Genomic DNA, 18,144 nt, shown 5'->3' on the forward strand with positions numbered 1-18,144 from the left:
GGTGAAACTGCCGTTGAAGTTGCGGTTGAAGCTGCAGTTAAGCCATTGAATTTGAAGCTGATTTTGCAGTTTCAGTTGCCGCAACAAAAACAGCTACCCCCACCAATACCCCCTACCCCCTAAACCTAACAATCCCATCCTCCCCAACCTCCCGCCTCACATCCCCCGCATGCCACAACACGTGCAAGTGCGCCAGCGCCTCGCCCATGGCAAACGTCATCTGGTGAATATCAAACTGCCGGTTGAAAATCACGCCGACGATGTCATGCGCATTGCAGGCCTTCTCCACACAGGCTGCCCGCGTCTCGGCGAGCCGCTCCACGTGGTGTTCGCGCAATTGGCGGATCCGGGTATGCAGGTTCCGGAACGGCCGCCCGTGCGACGGCAGGATCAGCACGTCCTCGGGCAGTGGCTCGTACTTGCCCAGGGAGTCCAGGTATAGCTTGAGCGGATTGGCTTCCGGCTCCATGTCGAACACGCTGACATTGGTGGAGATGCGCGGTAGCACCATGTCGCCGGAAACCAGCACATTCAAGGCGGCGTTATAGAGCGCGACATGTTCGGGTGCATGGCCAAAGCCAGTGATCACTCTCCAGCCTGACCTTGCCGGGTCGGTGCCCATGGAGACCACGTCGCCGTCCATCATGCGCCGGTACTGGGTGGGCAGGTCCGGCACCAGCGTCGGGTAATAGCTCTTGCGAGCGCGCAGCTTTTCCAGGCTGTCCGCGTCCGTCAGGCCGTGGCGGGCAAAGTGGCTGGCCGCGAAGTCGCCGCCCGCGTTGGAGCCGGCGCCGTTGCCGCCGCCCATCACGCGGGCGTTCATGTAGTCGCCCAGGCTCATCCACAGGCGGACGTCCCAGCGCTTGCACAGCCAGTGCGCCAGGCCGATGTGGTCGGGATGGCAGTGGGTGGCCAGCACGCGCAGCACGGGCAGGCCATCGAGCTCGTTGGCGAACAGGGTTTCCCAATGCGCCTTGATGGTGTCGTTGGTGACGCCGCAATCGATGATGGTCCAGCCGTCGCGGCCTTCCAGGCGGTCGCGCACCAGCCACAGGTTGATGTGGTCCAGCGCGAAGGGCAGCGGCATGCGCAGCCAGTAGACGCCAGGCGCCACTTCCTGCCGCGCGCCACCTGCGGGCAGGGTTTCGCCAAACGGATATTGGAGTTCGTGTTCGAGTGCGTTCATGGGGAGTCTCTCGGGTCTGAAGCCCTGTGCGCGCAGTGCTGGGCGCAGGCGGGCTTTCTCATTGTTGCGGTTGCATGTCATGGTTGCCAGCGGCCTTGCCTGACGCTAACGTAAACGTCAACTGGAACGGGCTTTTTCAATCTTAAGCGAAAACTTCATTCCGTACCGAACGACCGTTCACTTTTTTACCGGGCCACCATGCCAGACTCGCCAGCCACGCCAACCTACACCATCACCGATCTCGCCCGCGAGTTCGACGTGACGCCGCGTGCGATCCGTTTCTACGAGGACCAAGGCTTGCTGTCGCCGGAGCGCGAAGGGCCGACCGGGCGCAAGCGCGTCTATAACGGGCGCGAGCGCACGCGCCTGAAGCTCACCGTGCGGGGCAAGCGCCTTGGGCTCACGCTCAACGAAATCCGCGAGATTCTCGACCTGTACGAGTCGCCGCGTGACACCGCGCCGCAACTGGAGCGCTTCCTGCACTCGCTGGCGCATCACCGCGGCACGCTGGAGCGCCAGCTAGAGGACCTGCAGGCGCAGCTAGCCGAGATCGACCAGCACGAGCGGCAGTGCCGGGCGTTGCTGGCGACACATGCGTGCGAAGCGTCACCACCGGCTGCGGAGAAAAGCGCCTGATCAACCATTATTCCAGTTTCGGTATCTGATTTGATTGACGTTTACGTAAACGTCAATAGAATAGCTTCTCAATCGAGGAAAGCCCATGCCACAAGCTGTCGATTCCACGCCGTTGTCCGCCGAGCGCGCGGATGCCATTGCCACGAGCTTTTCGCGCCAAGGCCTGATGACCACCTTCGGCGCGGCGCTGACGCGGGTCACGCGGGGCGAGGTGGAGATCGCGATGCCGTGGTCCGAGGGCGTGACCCAGCAGCACGGCTTTTTCCACGGTGGCGCCGTCGGCGCGCTGGCCGACAGCGCCTGCGGCTACGCCGCGCTGTCGATGGTGGGGGACGGCGAGGCCGGGCTGACCGCCGAGTACAAGATCAACCTGCTGTCCCCCGCCCAGGGCGAGCGGCTGGTGGCGGTGGGTCGCGTGCTCAAGCCCGGGCGCACCTTGATCGTGGCGCAGGGCGATGTGTATAGCGAGACCGCCGGCGTGCGCAAGGCCGTGGCCACCATGCTGATGACCTTGTGCGTGGTGCGCACGTTGGACCACGTCTGAGCACAAACCAGAAACCACAAAACAAGAAGACCGATTCCACCAGGAGACCGCCATGACCGCAACGACCGAGCTGCCAGGCCTGAAATTCGACTTGGGCGAAGACATCGACATGCTGCGCGACACCGTGCGCAACTGGGCGCAGGCCGAGCTGGCCCCGCGCGCGGCAGAGATCGACCGCACCGACCAGTTCCCGATGGATGCCTGGAAGAAGATGGGCGACCTCGGCGTGCTCGGCATCACCGTGGCGGAAGAGTATGGCGGCGCCAATATGGGCTACCTGGCCCACATGATCGCCATGGAAGAAATCAGCCGCGCCTCGGCATCGGTCGGCCTGTCATACGGCGCGCACTCCAACCTGTGCGTCAACCAGATCCACCGCAACGGCACCGCCGCGCAAAAAGCCAAGTACCTGCCCAAGCTGGTCTCCGGCGACTGGATCGGCGCGCTGGCCATGAGCGAGCCCAATGCCGGCTCCGACGTGGTGAGCATGAAGCTGCGCGCGGATTTCAAGGGCGACCGCTACGTGCTCAACGGCACCAAGATGTGGATCACCAACGGGCCGGATTGCGATGTGCTGGTGGTCTACGCCAAGACCGAGCCGGATCTCGGCGCGCGCGGCATGACCGCCTTCATCGTCGAGAAGGGCATGAAGGGTTTCTCGGTGGCGCAGAAGCTCGACAAGCTCGGCATGCGCGGCTCGCACACGGGCGAGCTGGTGTTCCAGGACGTGGAAGTGCCGGTGGAGAACATCCTCGGCGGCGAGAACCTGGGCGCCAAGGTGCTGATGAGCGGCCTGGACTATGAGCGCGCCGTGCTCTCCGGTGGCCCGGTGGGGATCATGCAGGCGTGCATGGACGTCATCACGCCCTATATCCACGACCGCAAGCAGTTCGGCCAGAGCATCGGCGAGTTCCAGCTGATCCAGGGCAAGGTGGCCGACATGTACACCACCTTGCAGGCAGCACGCAGCTACCTGTACACGGTCGGCAAGAACCTGGATTCGCTCGGCACCGGGCACGTGCGCCAGGTGCGCAAGGACTGCGCCGCGGTGATCCTGTACACCGCCGAGAAGGCCACCTGGATGGCAGGCGAATCCGTGCAGATCCTGGGCGGCAACGGCTATATCAACGAGTATCCGGTGGGCCGCCTGTGGCGTGATGCCAAGCTGTACGAGATCGGCGCGGGCACCTCGGAAATCCGCCGCATGCTGATCGGGCGCGAACTGTTCTCGCAAACCATGTGATGCCGGCGCGGCGCCGCAAGGCGGCAGCGCCAGCCTAAGTGCCCTGCCGCCCACGCCGAATTGACCGAAAGAGCACTCGCCCGGCCGCCGAACCAATTTACAATCAGCGGAACCCCCTTCAGCTTTAGCCACCGGTCTGCGACATGTCCCACTTCCCCAAGCTGCTGTCCTCGCAGATCGCCTACGACGTGGCCCGCACCATGCTGGACGGGTTTGACAAGCACTACCGCCTGTTCCGCGAAGTCAGCCACCTGGCCAAGCTGAAGTTCGAAGCGGCCGACTGGCTCGGCCTGCAGCAGATGCAGCGCGACCGCATCGACTTCTACAATGAGCGGGTGCGCGAAACCAGCGTGATCCTGGAAGACGAGTACGACGCGGAAAATATCGAGGATGAGATCTGGCAGCAGATCAAGCTGCACTACATCGGCCTGCTGACCAACCATCACCAGCCAGAACTGGCCGAGACGTTTTTCAACTCGGTGTGCACGCGCATCCTGCACCGCTCGTACTTCAACAACGACTTCATCTTCGTGCGCCCGGCCATCTCGACCGAGTACATCGAGAACGAGGAGTCGCCCACCCGGCCGACCTTCCGCGCTTACTATCCGGGCAGCCGCAAGGGCATGGCGGCGTGCTTCGAGCGCATTGTCCACAACTTCCAGCTTGAGCGGCCCTTCGACGATCTCACGCGCGATATCGGCTATGTGGTGCGCGCCGTCACCGAGTATTTCGGCGACTTCCGCATTGCGCCGAATTTCCAGATCCACGTGTTGTCGTCGCTGTTCTTCCGCAACAAGTCGGCGTTCATCATCGGCCGCATCCTGAACGCGGACCGTACCTTCCCGCTGGCGATTCCGATCGTGCACACGCCCGATGGCAAGCTGTCGCTCGATACGGTGCTGCTCAAGAAGGTGCAGTTGCTGATCCTGTTCTCCTTCACGCACTCGTACTTCATGGTCGACATGGAGATCCCCTCGGCGTACGTGACTTTCCTGCGCGACATCATGCCGCGCAAGCCGCGCGCGGAAATCTACACCTCGCTAGGCCTGCAGAAGCAGGGCAAGAACCTGTTCTACCGGGACTTCCTGCACCACCTGCAGCACTCCTCGGACAAGTTCATCAGCGCGCCTGGCATCAAGGGCCTGGTGATGCTGGTGTTCACGCTGCCGTCGTACCCTTACGTGTTCAAGGTGATCAAGGACTACTACCCGGCGCCCAAGGAGACCACGCGCGAGCTGATCAAGTCGAAGTACCAGCTGGTCAAGCAGCACGACCGCGTCGGCCGCATGGCCGATACGCTGGAGTATTCCGATGTGGCCTTCCCGCTCTCGCGCTTTGACGATGGGCTGGTGCGCGAGCTGGAGCTGCACGCGCCGTCGATGGTCGAGTACCAGCGCGGCAAGGATGGCGGCGAGGAGATTGTCGTGCGCCACGTGTATATTGAGCGCCGCATGACGCCGCTGAACATCTGGCTGCAGGAAGGCTCGGATGCGCAGGTCGAGCACGGCATCGTCGAGTATGGCAACGCCGTCAAGGAGCTGATCGCCGCCAATATCTTCCCCGGTGACATGCTCTACAAGAATTTCGGCGTGACGCGCCACGGGCGCGTGGTGTTCTACGACTACGACGAGATCGAGTACATGACGCAGACCAACGTCCGCCACGTGCCGCAGGCGCGCAACGAGGAGGAGGAAATGTCGGGCGAGGTCTGGTACAGCGTGGGACGGCACGACATCTTCCCCGAGACCTATCGCACCTTCCTGCTCGGCGATGCGCGCGTGCGCGCCGCCTTCCTGCGGCACCACGAAGATTTTTTCGATCCTGCCATGTGGCAGGCTCACAAGGACCGGCTGCTGGCCGGGCAAATCCATGATTTCTATGCCTATGATGTTTCTGAACGCTTTATCCATCGCTACGGCGCCGGCAGCGGCGGCGCCGAAGCGCGCACGCACGGCAACGAACCCGCTCCCGCAAGGAGAGTCGCATGAGTGACGCCATCGCCCAGCTTTTCCGCAACAACCGCGAGTGGGTGGACCGCGTCAATGCGGAGGACCCGAGCTTCTTCATGCGCCTGGCAAACCAGCAGGCGCCCGAGTACCTATGGATCGGCTGCTCGGATTCGCGCGTGCCGGCCAACCAGATCCTCGGGCTGGCGCCGGGCGAGGTGTTCGTCCACCGCAATATCGCCAACGTCATCGCCCATAGCGACCTCAACGCGCTGGCCGTGATCCAGTTCGCGGTGGAAGTGCTCAAGGTGCGCCATATCACCGTGGTGGGCCACTATGGCTGCGGCGGCGTCAAGGTGGCGCTCAAGCGCCAGCGCATCGGCCTGGCCGACAACTGGCTGCGCCATGTGCGCGACGTGGCCGACAAGCACGGCGCCTATCTCGGCACCATCACGCGCGAGGAAGACGCGCATACGCGCCTGTGCGAGCTCAACGTGATCGAGCAGGTCAACAACGTGTGCCAGACCACGGTGCTGCAGGACGCCTGGGACCGCGGGCAGCCGGTCACGGTGCATGGCTGGGTCTACGGCGTATCCGACGGCCTGCTGCGCGACCTGGGCATGGCCGCCAGCAGCAACGACGAACTGCATGCGCAGCTTGAGGCCGCCTACCGCCAGTTCGGCGATCCGCCGCAAGCGTCGATCCGCTAAGCATCGGTCATCCGTCGTCAGCGAGTACAAAGAGATTCCCGAAAAGCGCCAATCATCGCCGCCAGTCAGCGCCACAATCATTGGAGACACACCATGCATGATCCCGTTGTCATCGTATCCGCCGCCCGCACCCCCATGGCGGCTTTCCAGGGCGAGTTCGCCACGCTGACGGCGCCGCAGCTTGGCGCCACCGCCATCCGCGCCGCGGTGGAACGCGCGGGCCTCGCGCCGGAGCAGATCGAGGAAGTGGTGTTTGGCTGCGTGCTGCCCGCGGCGCCCGCCCGGCAGGCCGCGCTGGGCGCCGGCCTGCCGCTTGGCGTGGGTTGCACCACCGTCAACAAGATGTGCGGCTCCGGCATGCGTGCCGCCATGAATGTGCATGACGCGCTGATCGCGGGCTCGTTCGAGATCGGCATCGCGGGCGGCATGGAGAGCATGACCAATGCACCGTACCTGGTGCCCAAGGGCCGCGGCGGCTACCGCATCGGCCACGGCATGATCTTCGACCATATGATGCTGGACGGTCTGGAAGACGCCTACATCAAGGACGAAAAAGGCGGCGGCCGCTCGATGGGCACTTTCGGCGAGGATTGCGCGGCCAAGTACGGCTTCACCCGCGCGGCGCAGGACGAGTTCGCCATGGAGAGCGTGCGGCGCGCCCAGCAGGCCACCGAGCGCGGCGACTTCCGCTGGGAGATCGCGCCGGTGACGGTGCCGGGGCGTGGCGGCGACACCATCATCGACACCGACGAAGGCCCGCGCCGCATCAAGCTCGACAAGATCCCTTCGCTCAAGCCCGCCTTTGCCAAGGACGGCACCATCACCGCCGCCTCGTCGTCGTCGATCAACGACGGCGCGGCCGCGCTGGTGATGATGCGCGAATCCACCGCCAAGCGGCTTGGCCTGGTGCCGCTGGCCCGAATGCTGGGTCACACCACGCATGCGCAGGCGCCCGGCTGGTTTTCCACCGCGCCGGTGGACGCCATGAACAAGCTGTACCACAAGCTCGGCTGGACCACCGACAGCGTCGACCTGTTCGAGATCAACGAAGCGTTCGCCGTGGTGCCGATGGCCGCCATGCACGAGCTCAAGATCCCGCGCGACAAGGTCAACATTCACGGCGGCGCCTGCGCGCTGGGCCACCCGTCGGCGCCTCCGGCGCGCGCATCATGGCCACGCTGATCGGCGCGCTGCGCAAGACCGGCGGCAAGCGCGGCGTGGCCAGCTTGTGCATCGGCGGGGGCGAGGCCACCGCCGTGGGGCTGGAGATCGTCTGACCCCGCGGCATCGGCCATGACATCGGCCGCGACAGAGCGGCAGCCGCCCGCGCGCGGCTGCCGGGCCGCAACCAAACTAGAAGAAGGAGTACTGCCTTGCCAACCGTTCTCATCCTGGGTGCCTCGCGTGGCATCGGTCTCGAATTCGTACGGCAGTATCGCGCCGATGGCTGGCGCGTGCTGGCCGTCGCGCGTAGCGACGACGGCATCAAGGCGATCGAGGCGCTCGGCGCGCAAGCGCTGCGCGCCGACCTGACCGACGCCGGCCAGGTCGCGGGCCTGGGCTGGAAGCTCGACGGCGAAGCCATCGACGTGGCGATCTACAACGCCGGCGTGATCGGCCCGCGCACCGAAGGCGCGCAGCCGGTCACCCGCGAGGACTTCGACAAGGTGATGCACGTCAATGTGCTGGGGCCGATGATGGCGCTGCCGTTGCTGCTGCCGCTGGTCGAGGCCGGGCGTTCGGGCAAGGGCGGCGTGCTGGCGGTGCTGGCCTCGCGCATGGGCAGCATCGGCACCATGGACAGCAACCGCAGCTGGCTCTACCGGGTTAGCAAGGCGGCGGCCAACGCGGCGCTGAAAGCCGCCTCGCTCGACGCGCGCCATGCCACCTGCCTGGCCTTCCATCCGGGCTGGGTGCAGACCGAGATGGGCGGCAAGGAAGCTGACCTCACGCCGCAGCAAAGCGTATCCGGCATGCGCGCTGTGATCGCCGGCGCGACCCGACAGGACAACGGCGGCTTTCGCAATTACGATGGCAGCGTGATCCCGTGGTGAGCACGGCGTTCATGGCTCCCGACTCCGCTACCACCTTGGTGAATTGACATGCTGCTCACGCCAGAACAGGAAATGATCCGCGATGCCGTGCGCCAGTTCGCGCAGCAGGAGATCGCGCCGCACGCGGCCGCGTGGGATCGCGACAAGACCTTCCCGCAGACGGTGCACCGCGAGTTGGCCGCGCTGGGCGCCTACGGCGTGGCGGTGCCCGAGCAATACGGCGGGGCGGGGCTCGACTATCTCTCGCTGGCGCTGATCCTGGAGGAAATCGCAGCCGGCGACGGCGGCACCTCCACCGTCATCAGCGTCAACAACTGCCCGGTGTGCAGCATGTTGATGGCCTTCGCCAGTGAGGCGCAGAAGCAGCAGTGGCTGGTGCCGCTCGCGCGCGGCGACATGCTCGGCGCGTTCTGCCTGACCGAGCCGCACGTGGGCTCGGACGCCGCCGCGCTGCGCACCAGCGCGGTGCGCGATGGCGACGACTACGTGCTCAACGGCGTCAAGCAGTTCATCACCAGCGGCAAGAACGCCGACGTGGCGATCGTGCTTGCGGTGACCGACAAGGCGGCGGGCAAGCGCGGCATCAGCGCTTTCCTGGTGCCCACCGCAACGCCCGGCTACATCGTCGCGCGGCTGGAGGAAAAGCTCGGCCAGCATTCGTCGGACACCGCGCAGATCCTGTTCGAGGATTGCCGCGTGCCGGCTGTCAATATGCTGGGTGAGGAGGGTGCGGGCTACAAGATGGCGCTGTCCGGCCTGGAAGGCGGGCGCATCGGCATTGCCTCGCAAAGCATCGGCATGGCGCGCGCGGCGTTCGACGCGGCGCTGGCGTATGCCAAGGAACGCGAGAGCTTCGGCCAGCCGCTGTTCGCGCACCAGGCCGTGCAGTTCCGCCTGGCCGACATGGCGACCAAGATCGAGGTGGCGCGGCAGATGGTGTGGCACGCCGCATCGCTCAAGGACGCGGGGCGGCCCTGCCTGAAGGAGGCCGCCATGGCCAAGCTGTACGCCAGCGAGATGGCCGAGGAGGTCTGCTCCGCCGCCATCCAGGTCTTCGGCGGCTATGGCTATGTCAGCGATTTCCCGGTCGAGCGCATCTACCGGGATGTGCGCGTCTGCCAGATCTACGAGGGCACCAGCGACATCCAGAAGATACTGATCGCGCGGGCGCTGGCTTGACGGCGCTTGATTGCGCCGCATCACGGAACCAACGTAACATCGAAGCACCGAAGTACTGAACCCAAACGGCCAGACGCCAGGAGCCCCCAGACAATGACTGCTGCCATCGACTTCTACTTCGATTTTTCCTCGCCCTATGGCTACTTCGCCAGCACGCGCATCGACGAGCTGGCGCAAAAATACGGGCGCATCGTCGCCTGGCATCCGATCCTGCTTGGCGTGGTGTTCAAGACCACCGGCAGCGCGCCGCTGCCGCAAGTGCCACTCAAGGGGGAATACGCCTGGCGCGACTTTGAGCGCACGGCCCGCTTTCACGGCATCGAGTACAAGCGCCCGACGCACTTCCCGTTGCCTACCACGCAAGCCGCGCGCGCCGTGCTGTGGCTGCAGAACCATCATGGCGATGATGTCGCCACCGCGTTTGCCAAGTCGGTCTATCACGCCCTGTTCGTGGAAGATATCAATATCGCCGAGCCCGCCGAACTGGTGAAGCTGGCCGAGCCGCTCGGCATCGACGCGCATGCCATGGATGCCGGCGCCAGCGGCTTCCAGATCAAGGACCAGCTCAAGGCCGAGATCGAGGTGGCGATGGCCAAAGGCGTGTTCGGCTCGCCCTTCGTGATCATCGACGGCGAGCCGTTCTGGGGCTTCGACCGCTTCGACCAGATCGAGGCGCACCTGAAGAGCAAGCGCCCGATGGCGCTGCATGCCGTACCGGGCAAGGACAGCAACACAAGCAGCTCGGACGGCAGCACGGGTAGCAGCACAGACAGCAGCAAGGAAAAGAAACCCGCATGAATGCCAGCATCAAGCCTATCCGCCATCCCCGTTTTGATTGCGTGATTTTCGATTGCGACGGCGTGCTCGTCGACAGCGAGCCCATCGTCAACCGCGTGCTCAACGAGATGCTCAACGAGCTTGGCATCCGCATCTCGATCGAAGAATCGACCAAGTGGTTCCTCGGCCGCGCGGTGCGCGAAGAGCTCGAGAACATCGAGCGCAGGCGCGGCGCGCCGTTGCCCGAGAACTGGCTGTCGCAATGGTTCGTGCGGCGCAATACGGTGCTGGAGGCGGAAGTGCAGGCGGTGGCGCATGTGCGCGAGGCGGTTTCCGGGATCGCTGCCGCCGGCCTGCCCATCTGCGTGGCCTCGGGCGCGGATCGCATCAAGGTCAAGCTGCAGCTGACCCGCACCGGCCTGGTGGAGCTGTTCCAGCAGGACGAGCGCGAGCATATCTTCTCGTCGACCGAGGTGGAGCGCAGCAAGCCCGCGCCCGATGTGTACCTGCTGGCGGCGCGCACCATGAACGTGGAACCGGCACGCTGCGCGGTGATCGAAGATAGCCCGACCGGCGTGACCGCAGGTGTTGCCGCGGGCATGACCGTGTTTGGCTATGCCGCGCGCAACGCGGCGCCATCGCTGATGGCCGCCGGCGCTGTCGGTACCTTCACCGATATGCGCGAGCTGCCGGGGCTGATCGGATGAAGGCGCGCGCGTCCGGCGCCGGCGGTTGCCCATGCGGCGGCGGCGACTACGCCGCCTGCTGCGGGCGCTTTCACCGTGGCGAGGCGCTGCCGTTCAACGCCGAGCAACTGATGCGCTCGCGCTACAGCGCCTATGTGCTGGGCGACGTGGATTGGCTGCGCCATACCTGGCATCCGTCCACCTGCCCGTCCGACCTCGCCGCCGACAAGGACACGCGCTGGCTCGGGCTGGCCATCAAGGCGCATGCGCAGCAGGACGAGACGCATGCCCAGGTGGAGTTCGTGGCGCGCTACAAGGTGGGCGGGCGCGCGTGGCGGCTGCATGAGCGCAGCCGCTTTGTGTGCGAGCCGCGCGGCGCCGGCGAGGCGCCGCGCTGGCTTTATATCGATGGCGAAATGCTGGGGGAGACACCATGACGGAATCGATGGCTGCTGGTACGGCGCAGGACACCGAATACCTGCTGTATGGCTTCGCGCAATCCGGCAACACCTACAAGGTGGCATTGCTGCTGGAAACCGTCGGCGTGCAGCGTGGCCGCAAGCTGTGGACGCCGCGCTTCGTTGACTACTTCAACGGCGAGACGCACACGCCCGAGTACCGCGCCATCAACGAAATGGGTGAGGCGCCGGTGCTGGAGTTCGATGGCCAGCGGTTGTCGCAATCGGGCGCCATCCTGGACCTGCTGGCGCGGCGGCTCGATATCTACGGGCCCGCCAATGAGACCGAACGCTCCGAGGTCTTGCGCTGGCTGCTGTTCGACAACCACAAGTTCACGTCCTACACCGCCACCTACCGCTTCCTGCGCACCTTCGCCAAGGCACCGGATCCGGCGGTGCTGCAGTTCCTGAGACAACGTTGCGAGGGCGCGTGGAACGTGCTCAACACGCATTTGTCCGGGCGGGCCTACGTGCTGGGCGAGCGCCTGACCATCGCGGATTTCTCGCTGGCCGGCTACGTGTTCTACGACGACGAGATCGGCGTGCACTGGCGCAAGGAGTATCCGCAACTCCACGCCTGGACCGAGCGGCTGCGCGCGCTGCCGGGCTGGCGCCATCCGTACGACCTGTTGCCGGGGCATCCGCTGCCCAGGCGCACGGCCTGAGGCAGCGGGCAGCAGAGGAGCGGCACCACGCGCGGCAGGGCAACGGGGGAGCAGGCAATCATGAGATGGACGCATCGACTGGCCCTGGCCCTGCTGCTGCCCCTGCCATTCGCCGGGGCAATGGCCCGGGCGCCATCCGCGAATCAGGACTTGGAGGCACCAGAGACGATCACCGCCGCCATCGCCATCCCCGGATCGTCGGAGCAGATCGTGATGATTCCCAAGCCCGGCATCATGTTCTCGCTGGCGCTGGAAACCACCATCTTCAAGCCACCTGGCGACGGCCCGTTTCCGCTGGTCGTGATCAATCACGGCAAGGCGCAGGGCAAGCCGGCCTTCCAGTCGCGCGCACGCTACCTCGTGCAGAGCGCGGAATTCGTCAAGCGCGGCTACGTGGTGGCACTGCCGATGCGCCAGGGCTTTTCCAAATCCGGCGGCGCCTATATCGGCGCTGGCTGCAATGTCGAGAGCAACGGCCTGGTGCAGGCCGAGGACGTGGTAGCCGCGCTCGAATACATGGTCAAGCAGCCCTATGTGGACAAGTCGCGCATCGTGGTGATCGGCCAGTCGCATGGCGGGCTGACCACCATGGCATTCAGCACCATCGTGTATCCGGGCGTGCTGGGCGTGATCAATTTTGCCGGCGGCCTGCGCGATGCGTCCTGCAGCCGCTGGGAATTCAACCTGACGGACGCGTTCGGCGGCTACGGTAAAAAGGCGCGCTATCCCTCGCTGTGGCTGTACGGTGATAACGACAGCTACTGGCCGCAGCCCCTGCCGGCAAAATTCTTCGAGGCCTATGCCGCGCAGGCGCATGGCCCTGCCGCCAACGCTCGCATGGTGGACTACGGCACATTCGCGGGCGACTCCCACACGTTGTTCGGCGCCCGCGCGGGCGTGGCGATCTGGCTGCCCGAGGTCGGGCGGTTCTTCAGGGAGATCGGGTTATCGTTCGATCCGCAGCCGTGACGGGCTGTTTTTTTCGATGGATGGATGGAATCGCGCGCCGCATCCGGCGGCGCGGGGTGGAGATAGGTGCACGCAAGCGTCAAGATACGAGGCGGTTACGTACTTCTTCGTGCTTTGTCGCTCAACGTGTTGCCAACGTGTAAATCCGGCGCTGTTTGCCAATTCACCAGGTAGCTCCCTACCATGACTCTCCCCAACCCGCACGCAAGTGCCGCCACGCCAGGCTTCGGCTGCCTGGGCCGGCCAGCGCGCGGTCAACAAAGGAGGGTTCCCTTGGAAGACCAGTCCAATTCCGCGTCCCCGGTGCCGAGCGCGCATCCCGCCCAGCCTACGCTCGGCGAGCGCAGCTTGCGCGCGGTATGGCATCCGTGCACGCCGCTGCGGCCCGATGCCGGCGAACCGCCGCTCGCCATCGCCCGCGGCGAGGGCCCCTGGCTGCACGACACCGGCGGCCAGCGCTATTTCGATGCCACCAGCTCCTGGTGGGTCAACCTGTTTGGCCACGCCAACCCTGACATCAACGCCGCGCTGCGCGAGCAGCTCGACACGCTCGAGCACGTGATGCTGGCCGGCTGCACGCATGCGCCGGCGGTGGAGCTGGCCGAGCGCCTGTCGGCGCTCACCGGCGGCGCGCTCGGCCATGTCTTCTATGCCAGCGACGGCGCGTCCGCCGTGGAGATTGCGCTGAAGATGAGCTTCCACTACTGGCGCAACACCGGCCTGGGCGGCAAGCGCGAATTCGTCTGCCTGCGCCACGGCTACCACGGCGAGACCGTGGGCGCGCTGGCGGTGACCGATGTGGCGATCTTCCGCGATGCCTACGATCCGATGCTGATGAGCTCGCATGTGGTGATGTCGCCGGATGCGCGCCAGGCCGCGCCGGGCGAGAGCGCCGCGCAGGTCGCGCAGCGCGCGCTGGATGCGCTGGAGGCGCTGCTGCAAGCGCGCGGCGGCCAGATCGCAGCGCTGATCATCGAGCCGCTGGTGCAGTGCGCCGCTGGCATGGCCATGCACGAACCGCTCTACCTGGAAGGCGTGCGCGCACTGTGCGACCGCTACCGCGTGCACCTGATCGCCGACGAGATCGCGGTGGGGTGCGGGCGTACCGGCACCTTCTTCGCGTGGGAGCAGGCGCGGTGCGCGGGCGAGCCCGGCGCACCGCTGCCGGCGCACCTGTGGCCGGATTTCCTGTGCTTGTCCAAGGGCATCAGCGGCGGCTACCTGCCGCTCTCGCTGGTGCTGTCGCGCAGCGCGATCCAGCAGGCCTTCGTGGCCGAGGCGGGCGACCCGGACCGCGCCCGCAGCTTCCTGCACTCGCACTCGTATACCGGCAACCCGCTGGCCTGCCGCGCCGCGCTGGCCACGCTGGACCTCTTCGCCAAGCAAGACGTGGTGGCGCGCAACCGCCAGCGTGCGCAGTGGCTCGCGCAAGCCATGGCAGGGCTCGCGGCGGATGCGCGGCTGCACCACGTGCGCCAGCGCGGGCTGATCTGGGCCGCCGACGTACGCGAGGCATTCGCCGCCGACGCGGGGGAGTTTGCCGCGCGCTTTCATCATGCCGCGCGCGCGCACGGCGTGCTGATCCGGCCGATCGGCCGCACGCTTTACATCATGCCGCCGTATGTGTTCGACGCGGAGCTGGCGCAGTGGCTGGCCGGCCAGTTGCAGGCCACGCTCGACACGGTACTGGCAGGCATGGAACAGAACGACAGCGCCGGCAACGGTACCGGCGCACCCACGGAGATATGCCATGCTGCTTGAGCACCTGACACTGGCCGCCGCCGAGCGCGACGAAAAGGCACTGACGCGGCGCCGCCGGACCGCGTACTCCGCCTGCGCGCCGCAACAAGCCGTGAGCGATGCCTGCGGCGACGAGATGCACTCGCTGCTGACGTTCTGCAGCAATGACTACCTGGGCCTTGCCAACCATCCCGCGCTGATCGAGGCCATGGCCGAGGGCGCGCGCCAGTTCGGCGCGGGCAGCGGGGCGTCCCACCTGGTGAGCGGCCATTCGCTGGCCCACCACCGGCTCGAGGGCGAGCTGGCGGCGTGGTTCGCGCCGAACATTCCGCACGCGGCCGCGCTCTACTTCTGCACCGGCTATATGGCCAACATGGCGGTGCTGACCGCGCTTGGCAGCGCCGATGCCACGCTCTTCTGCGAAGCGCTCAACCATGCGTCCCTGATCGACGGCGCGCGCCTGGCGCGTGCCGAGGTGCGCCGCTATGCGCATCGCAACGTGGCCGAGCTCGAGGGCTTGCTGGCCGCGAGCACCAGCCCGCTCAAGCTGATCGTCACCGACAGCGTGTTCAGCATGGACGGCGATTTCGCGCCGCTGGCCGAGCTGCTGACGCTGGCCGAGCGGCACGACGCCTGGATCATCCTGGATGACGCGCATGGCTTCGGCGTGCTGGGCGAGCAAGGCCACGGCGTGCTGGAGCACCTCGCGCTGACGTCGCCGCGCTTTATCTACATCGGCACGCTGGGCAAGGCCGCCGGCGTGGCGGGCGCCTTCGTGGCCGCGCACGCAACCATCATCGATCATCTCGTCAACACCGCGCGCCAGTACATCTACACCACGGCCGCGCCGCCGGCGGTGGCGCACGCCTTGTCCGCCAGCCTGGCGCTGATCGGCGGCGACGAAGGGCGGCAACGCCGCACGCAGCTCAACAAGCTGATCCGCACGCTGCGTGGCGGGCTGGCTGGCCTGACGCGGGCGGCTGGCTGGCGCCTGGGCGAGAGCGCCACCGCGATCCAGCCCGTGATCGTGGGCGACAACGTGGCGGCGCTGGCGTTGTCCGCCGCGCTGGAAGCGGATGGCATCCGCGTTGGCGCGATCCGCCCGCCGACCGTGCCCGTTGGTACGGCGCGCCTGCGCATCACGCTGTCGGCCTCGCACACCGTGGCCGATGTGGAGCGCCTGCTGGCGAGCCTGGGCAGCGTGGTGCCGGCGAAGGAGGCGTCATGATCGCCTCCTTCGTCACCGGCACCGACACCGGCATCGGCAAGACCCACGCCAGCGCCACCTTGCTGCATGCGCTGCGCGCCGCCGGCCACCGTGCCGTCGGCATGAAGCCGGTCGCCAGCGGTAGCGAGTGGCGCGGCGACCACTGGCATAACGATGACGTGGCGCAGTTGCGCGAAGCCAGCGCGGTGACCGTGCCGCAGGCGCAGACATGCCCGTTCTTGCTGCGCACGCCGGCCTCGCCGCACCTGGCCGCCGCCATCGAAGGCGCGCGCATCACGCGCGAGCCGATTCGCGCCGCGTTTGCCGCGCTGCAGGCGCAGGCCGATGCGGTGGTGGTGGAAGGCGTCGGCGGCTTTTGCGTGCCGCTGGACGGCGCGCCGAGGGAGCAGGGCGGCTGGGACACGGCCGACCTCGCCGTGATGCTCGGCCTGCCGGTGGTGCTGGTGGTCGGTATCCGCCTCGGCTGCATCAGCCATGCACTGCTCACCGCCGAGGCCGTGCGCGCACGCGGCCTGCACCTGGCTGGCTGGATCGCCAACCGCATCGATCCCGGCATGCACCTCGCCGACGAGAACATCGGCACGCTGCGCGCGGCGCTGGGCGCACCCTGGCTCGGCACGTTGCCGTGGCAGGTCGCACCGGCCGAAGCCGCCAGCCAGCTCGCGCTGGCGCCGCTGCTTGCCGCCTGCCATGCCGGCGCCAGCATCGCTGCCTGAGCGCGCGCCGAACCAAGCAAAAAAAAAAAACACCAAACGAATCACCGGAACCGATAACAACCATGACCGCAACCACCCACGCAGGCGAAACCGTCGCCACCATTTCCGCCGACACCCTGCGCCAGACCGCCCGCCGCTTTGCCGAATCCGCTCCCGCCAGCAAGCCGGGCGACTGGACCGTAGCCGAGGTGGCCGCGCTATACGCGCTGCCGTTCAACGATCTGCTGTTCCGCGCCCAGCAGGTGCACCGCGAGCATTTCGATGCCAATGCCGTGCAACTCTCCACGCTGCTGTCGATCAAGACCGGCGGCTGCGAAGAGGATTGCGGCTATTGCCCGCAGAGCGCGCACCACGATGCCGGCGTCACCGCAGGCAAGCTGATGGCGCTCGATGAGGTGCTGGAAGCCGCGCGCGCCGCCAAGGCTAGCGGCGCTGGCCGCTTCTGCATGGGCGCCGCCTGGCGCAGCCCCAAGGACCGTCACCTCGAGCCGGTGATCGAGATGGTGAAAGAGGTCAAGGCCATGGGCCTGGAGACCTGCGTCACGCTCGGCATGCTGGAGGCCGAGCAGGCGCAGCGCCTGAAGGACGCCGGCCTTGACTACTACAACCACAATCTCGATACCTCGCCCGAGTTCTACGGCGAGATCATCGGCACCCGCACCTACCAGGACCGCCTGGACACCATTGGCCATGTGCGCGGGGCCGGCATCAATGTGTGCAGCGGCGGCATCGTCGGCATGGGTGAATCGCGCGAGGCGCGCGCCGGGCTGATCGCGCAACTGGCCAACCTCGACCCGTATCCCGAGTCGGTGCCCATCAACAACCTGGTGGCGGTCAAGGGCACGCCGCTGGCCGACACCGCGCCGATCGACCCGTTCGAGTTCGTGCGCACCATCGCCGTGGCGCGCATCACCATGCCGAGCGCCATGGTGCGCCTGTCCGCCGGCCGCGAGACCATGGACGACGCGCTGCAGGCCCTGTGTTTCATGGCCGGCGCCAATTCCATCTTCTACGGCGACCGCCTGCTGACCACCGCCAACCCCCAGGCTGACCGCGACCGCGCGCTGCTGGCGCGGCTCGATATCCGCACCGAGGGCTACGCAGGGTAAGCTGGCGGGAATGGCGGCGGCCAACGGCCAACGGCCGAGGGCCGCCGCCCCGCAACCGCACTGGCTGCGGACCGCAGTCCATCAGGGGGGGGGCGCCGTGTTCAACAAGATCCTGATCGCCAACTCGCGGCGAAATCGCCTGCCGCGTGGCAGCTACCTGCCGCCGCCTCGGCATCCGCACGGTGGCGGTCTACTCCGACGCCGACGCCAACGCGCGCCACGTGGCGCTGTGCGACGAGGCCGTGCATATCGGCGGCGCGGCAGCCCGCGACAGCTACCTGCGCGGCGACCACATCAT

17 protein-coding genes and 2 pseudogenes are annotated in these 18,144 nt (G+C 66.6%); 18 read left to right on the plus strand and 1 reads right to left on the minus strand.

Going from position 1 to position 18,144, the window contains the following annotated elements; translation table 11 throughout:
• Positions 1–112 precede the first annotated feature (112 nt).
• Positions 113–1,186, minus strand: coding sequence for an MBL fold metallo-hydrolase (locus OR16_RS03505; protein WP_006156585.1), 1,074 nt, complete (start codon positions 1,184–1,186; stop codon positions 113–115).
• 198 nt (positions 1,187–1,384) lie between these two features.
• Between OR16_RS03505 and OR16_RS03510 the strand changes: the two genes are divergently transcribed.
• The 18 genes and pseudogenes from OR16_RS03510 to OR16_RS40765 form a co-directional block, all read left to right on the plus strand.
• On the plus strand, positions 1,385–1,822 hold the full coding sequence (locus OR16_RS03510; protein ID WP_006156586.1) for a MerR family transcriptional regulator: 438 nt from the start codon (positions 1,385–1,387) through the stop codon (positions 1,820–1,822).
• Positions 1,823–1,907: 85 nt separating this feature from the next.
• Complete coding sequence (locus OR16_RS03515; RefSeq protein ID WP_006156587.1) at positions 1,908–2,366, plus strand: PaaI family thioesterase; 459 nt, start codon at positions 1,908–1,910, stop codon at positions 2,364–2,366.
• 52 nt (positions 2,367–2,418) lie between these two features.
• Positions 2,419–3,609 carry an isovaleryl-CoA dehydrogenase gene (locus tag OR16_RS03520; protein ID WP_006156588.1) on the plus strand — a complete coding sequence of 397 codons (1,191 nt, stop codon included), beginning with the start codon at positions 2,419–2,421 and terminating at the stop codon, positions 3,607–3,609.
• 143 nt (positions 3,610–3,752) lie between these two features.
• Entirely contained in the window at positions 3,753–5,597 is a 1,845-nt protein-coding gene (gene aceK, locus OR16_RS03525) for a bifunctional isocitrate dehydrogenase kinase/phosphatase (RefSeq protein WP_006156589.1), read from the plus strand.
• On the plus strand, positions 5,594–6,265 hold the full coding sequence (gene can / locus OR16_RS03530; RefSeq protein ID WP_006156590.1) for a carbonate dehydratase: 672 nt from the start codon (positions 5,594–5,596) through the stop codon (positions 6,263–6,265). Before aceK ends, can begins: the two co-directional genes overlap by 4 nt.
• A 93-nt stretch (positions 6,266–6,358) precedes the next feature.
• Positions 6,359–7,542 (plus strand): annotated as a pseudogene (locus tag OR16_RS03535) (acetyl-CoA C-acetyltransferase).
• Between the two features lie 96 nt (positions 7,543–7,638).
• Complete coding sequence (locus OR16_RS03540; RefSeq protein WP_006156591.1) at positions 7,639–8,319, plus strand: SDR family oxidoreductase; 681 nt, start codon at positions 7,639–7,641, stop codon at positions 8,317–8,319.
• A 48-nt stretch (positions 8,320–8,367) separates the two neighbouring features.
• A complete protein-coding gene (locus tag OR16_RS03545) occupies positions 8,368–9,498 on the plus strand; it encodes an acyl-CoA dehydrogenase family protein (protein WP_006156592.1) in 1,131 nt (376 codons plus the stop codon).
• A 93-nt stretch (positions 9,499–9,591) separates the two neighbouring features.
• Complete coding sequence (locus tag OR16_RS03550) at positions 9,592–10,296, plus strand: 2-hydroxychromene-2-carboxylate isomerase (protein WP_006156593.1); 705 nt, start codon at positions 9,592–9,594, stop codon at positions 10,294–10,296.
• Positions 10,293–10,982, plus strand: coding sequence for an HAD family hydrolase (locus OR16_RS03555; RefSeq protein ID WP_006156594.1), 690 nt, complete (start codon positions 10,293–10,295; stop codon positions 10,980–10,982). Before OR16_RS03550 ends, OR16_RS03555 begins: the two co-directional genes overlap by 4 nt.
• A complete protein-coding gene (locus OR16_RS03560) occupies positions 10,979–11,398 on the plus strand; it encodes a YchJ family metal-binding protein (RefSeq protein WP_006156595.1) in 420 nt (139 codons plus the stop codon). The genes OR16_RS03555 and OR16_RS03560 overlap by 4 nt, the downstream gene beginning before the upstream one ends.
• Positions 11,395–12,084, plus strand: a complete 690-nt coding sequence (locus OR16_RS03565) for a glutathione S-transferase family protein (RefSeq protein WP_006156596.1) — start codon at positions 11,395–11,397, stop codon at positions 12,082–12,084. Before OR16_RS03560 ends, OR16_RS03565 begins: the two co-directional genes overlap by 4 nt.
• A gap of 60 nt (positions 12,085–12,144) precedes the next feature.
• Positions 12,145–13,053 (plus strand): dienelactone hydrolase family protein, encoded by a 909-nt coding sequence (locus tag OR16_RS03570; RefSeq protein ID WP_006156597.1) that lies wholly within the window; start codon positions 12,145–12,147, stop codon positions 13,051–13,053.
• Positions 13,054–13,326: 273 nt separating this feature from the next.
• Positions 13,327–14,814, plus strand: coding sequence for an adenosylmethionine--8-amino-7-oxononanoate transaminase (bioA, locus tag OR16_RS03575; protein ID WP_006156598.1), 1,488 nt, complete (start codon positions 13,327–13,329; stop codon positions 14,812–14,814).
• Positions 14,804–16,021 carry an 8-amino-7-oxononanoate synthase gene (bioF, locus tag OR16_RS03580; protein WP_006156599.1) on the plus strand — a complete coding sequence of 406 codons (1,218 nt, stop codon included), beginning with the start codon at positions 14,804–14,806 and terminating at the stop codon, positions 16,019–16,021. Before bioA ends, bioF begins: the two co-directional genes overlap by 11 nt.
• Positions 16,018–16,737, plus strand: coding sequence for a dethiobiotin synthase (bioD, locus tag OR16_RS03585; protein WP_006156600.1), 720 nt, complete (start codon positions 16,018–16,020; stop codon positions 16,735–16,737). The genes bioF and bioD overlap by 4 nt, the downstream gene beginning before the upstream one ends.
• A gap of 62 nt (positions 16,738–16,799) precedes the next feature.
• Entirely contained in the window at positions 16,800–17,846 is a 1,047-nt protein-coding gene (gene bioB / locus OR16_RS03590; protein WP_006156601.1) for a biotin synthase BioB, read from the plus strand.
• A gap of 97 nt (positions 17,847–17,943) precedes the next feature.
• Positions 17,944–18,144, plus strand: a pseudogene (locus tag OR16_RS40765) (biotin carboxylase N-terminal domain-containing protein); the annotation flags it as partial.

This window comes from Cupriavidus basilensis OR16, from assembly GCF_000243095.1.
GTDB lineage: Bacteria > Pseudomonadota > Gammaproteobacteria > Burkholderiales > Burkholderiaceae > Cupriavidus > Cupriavidus basilensis_D.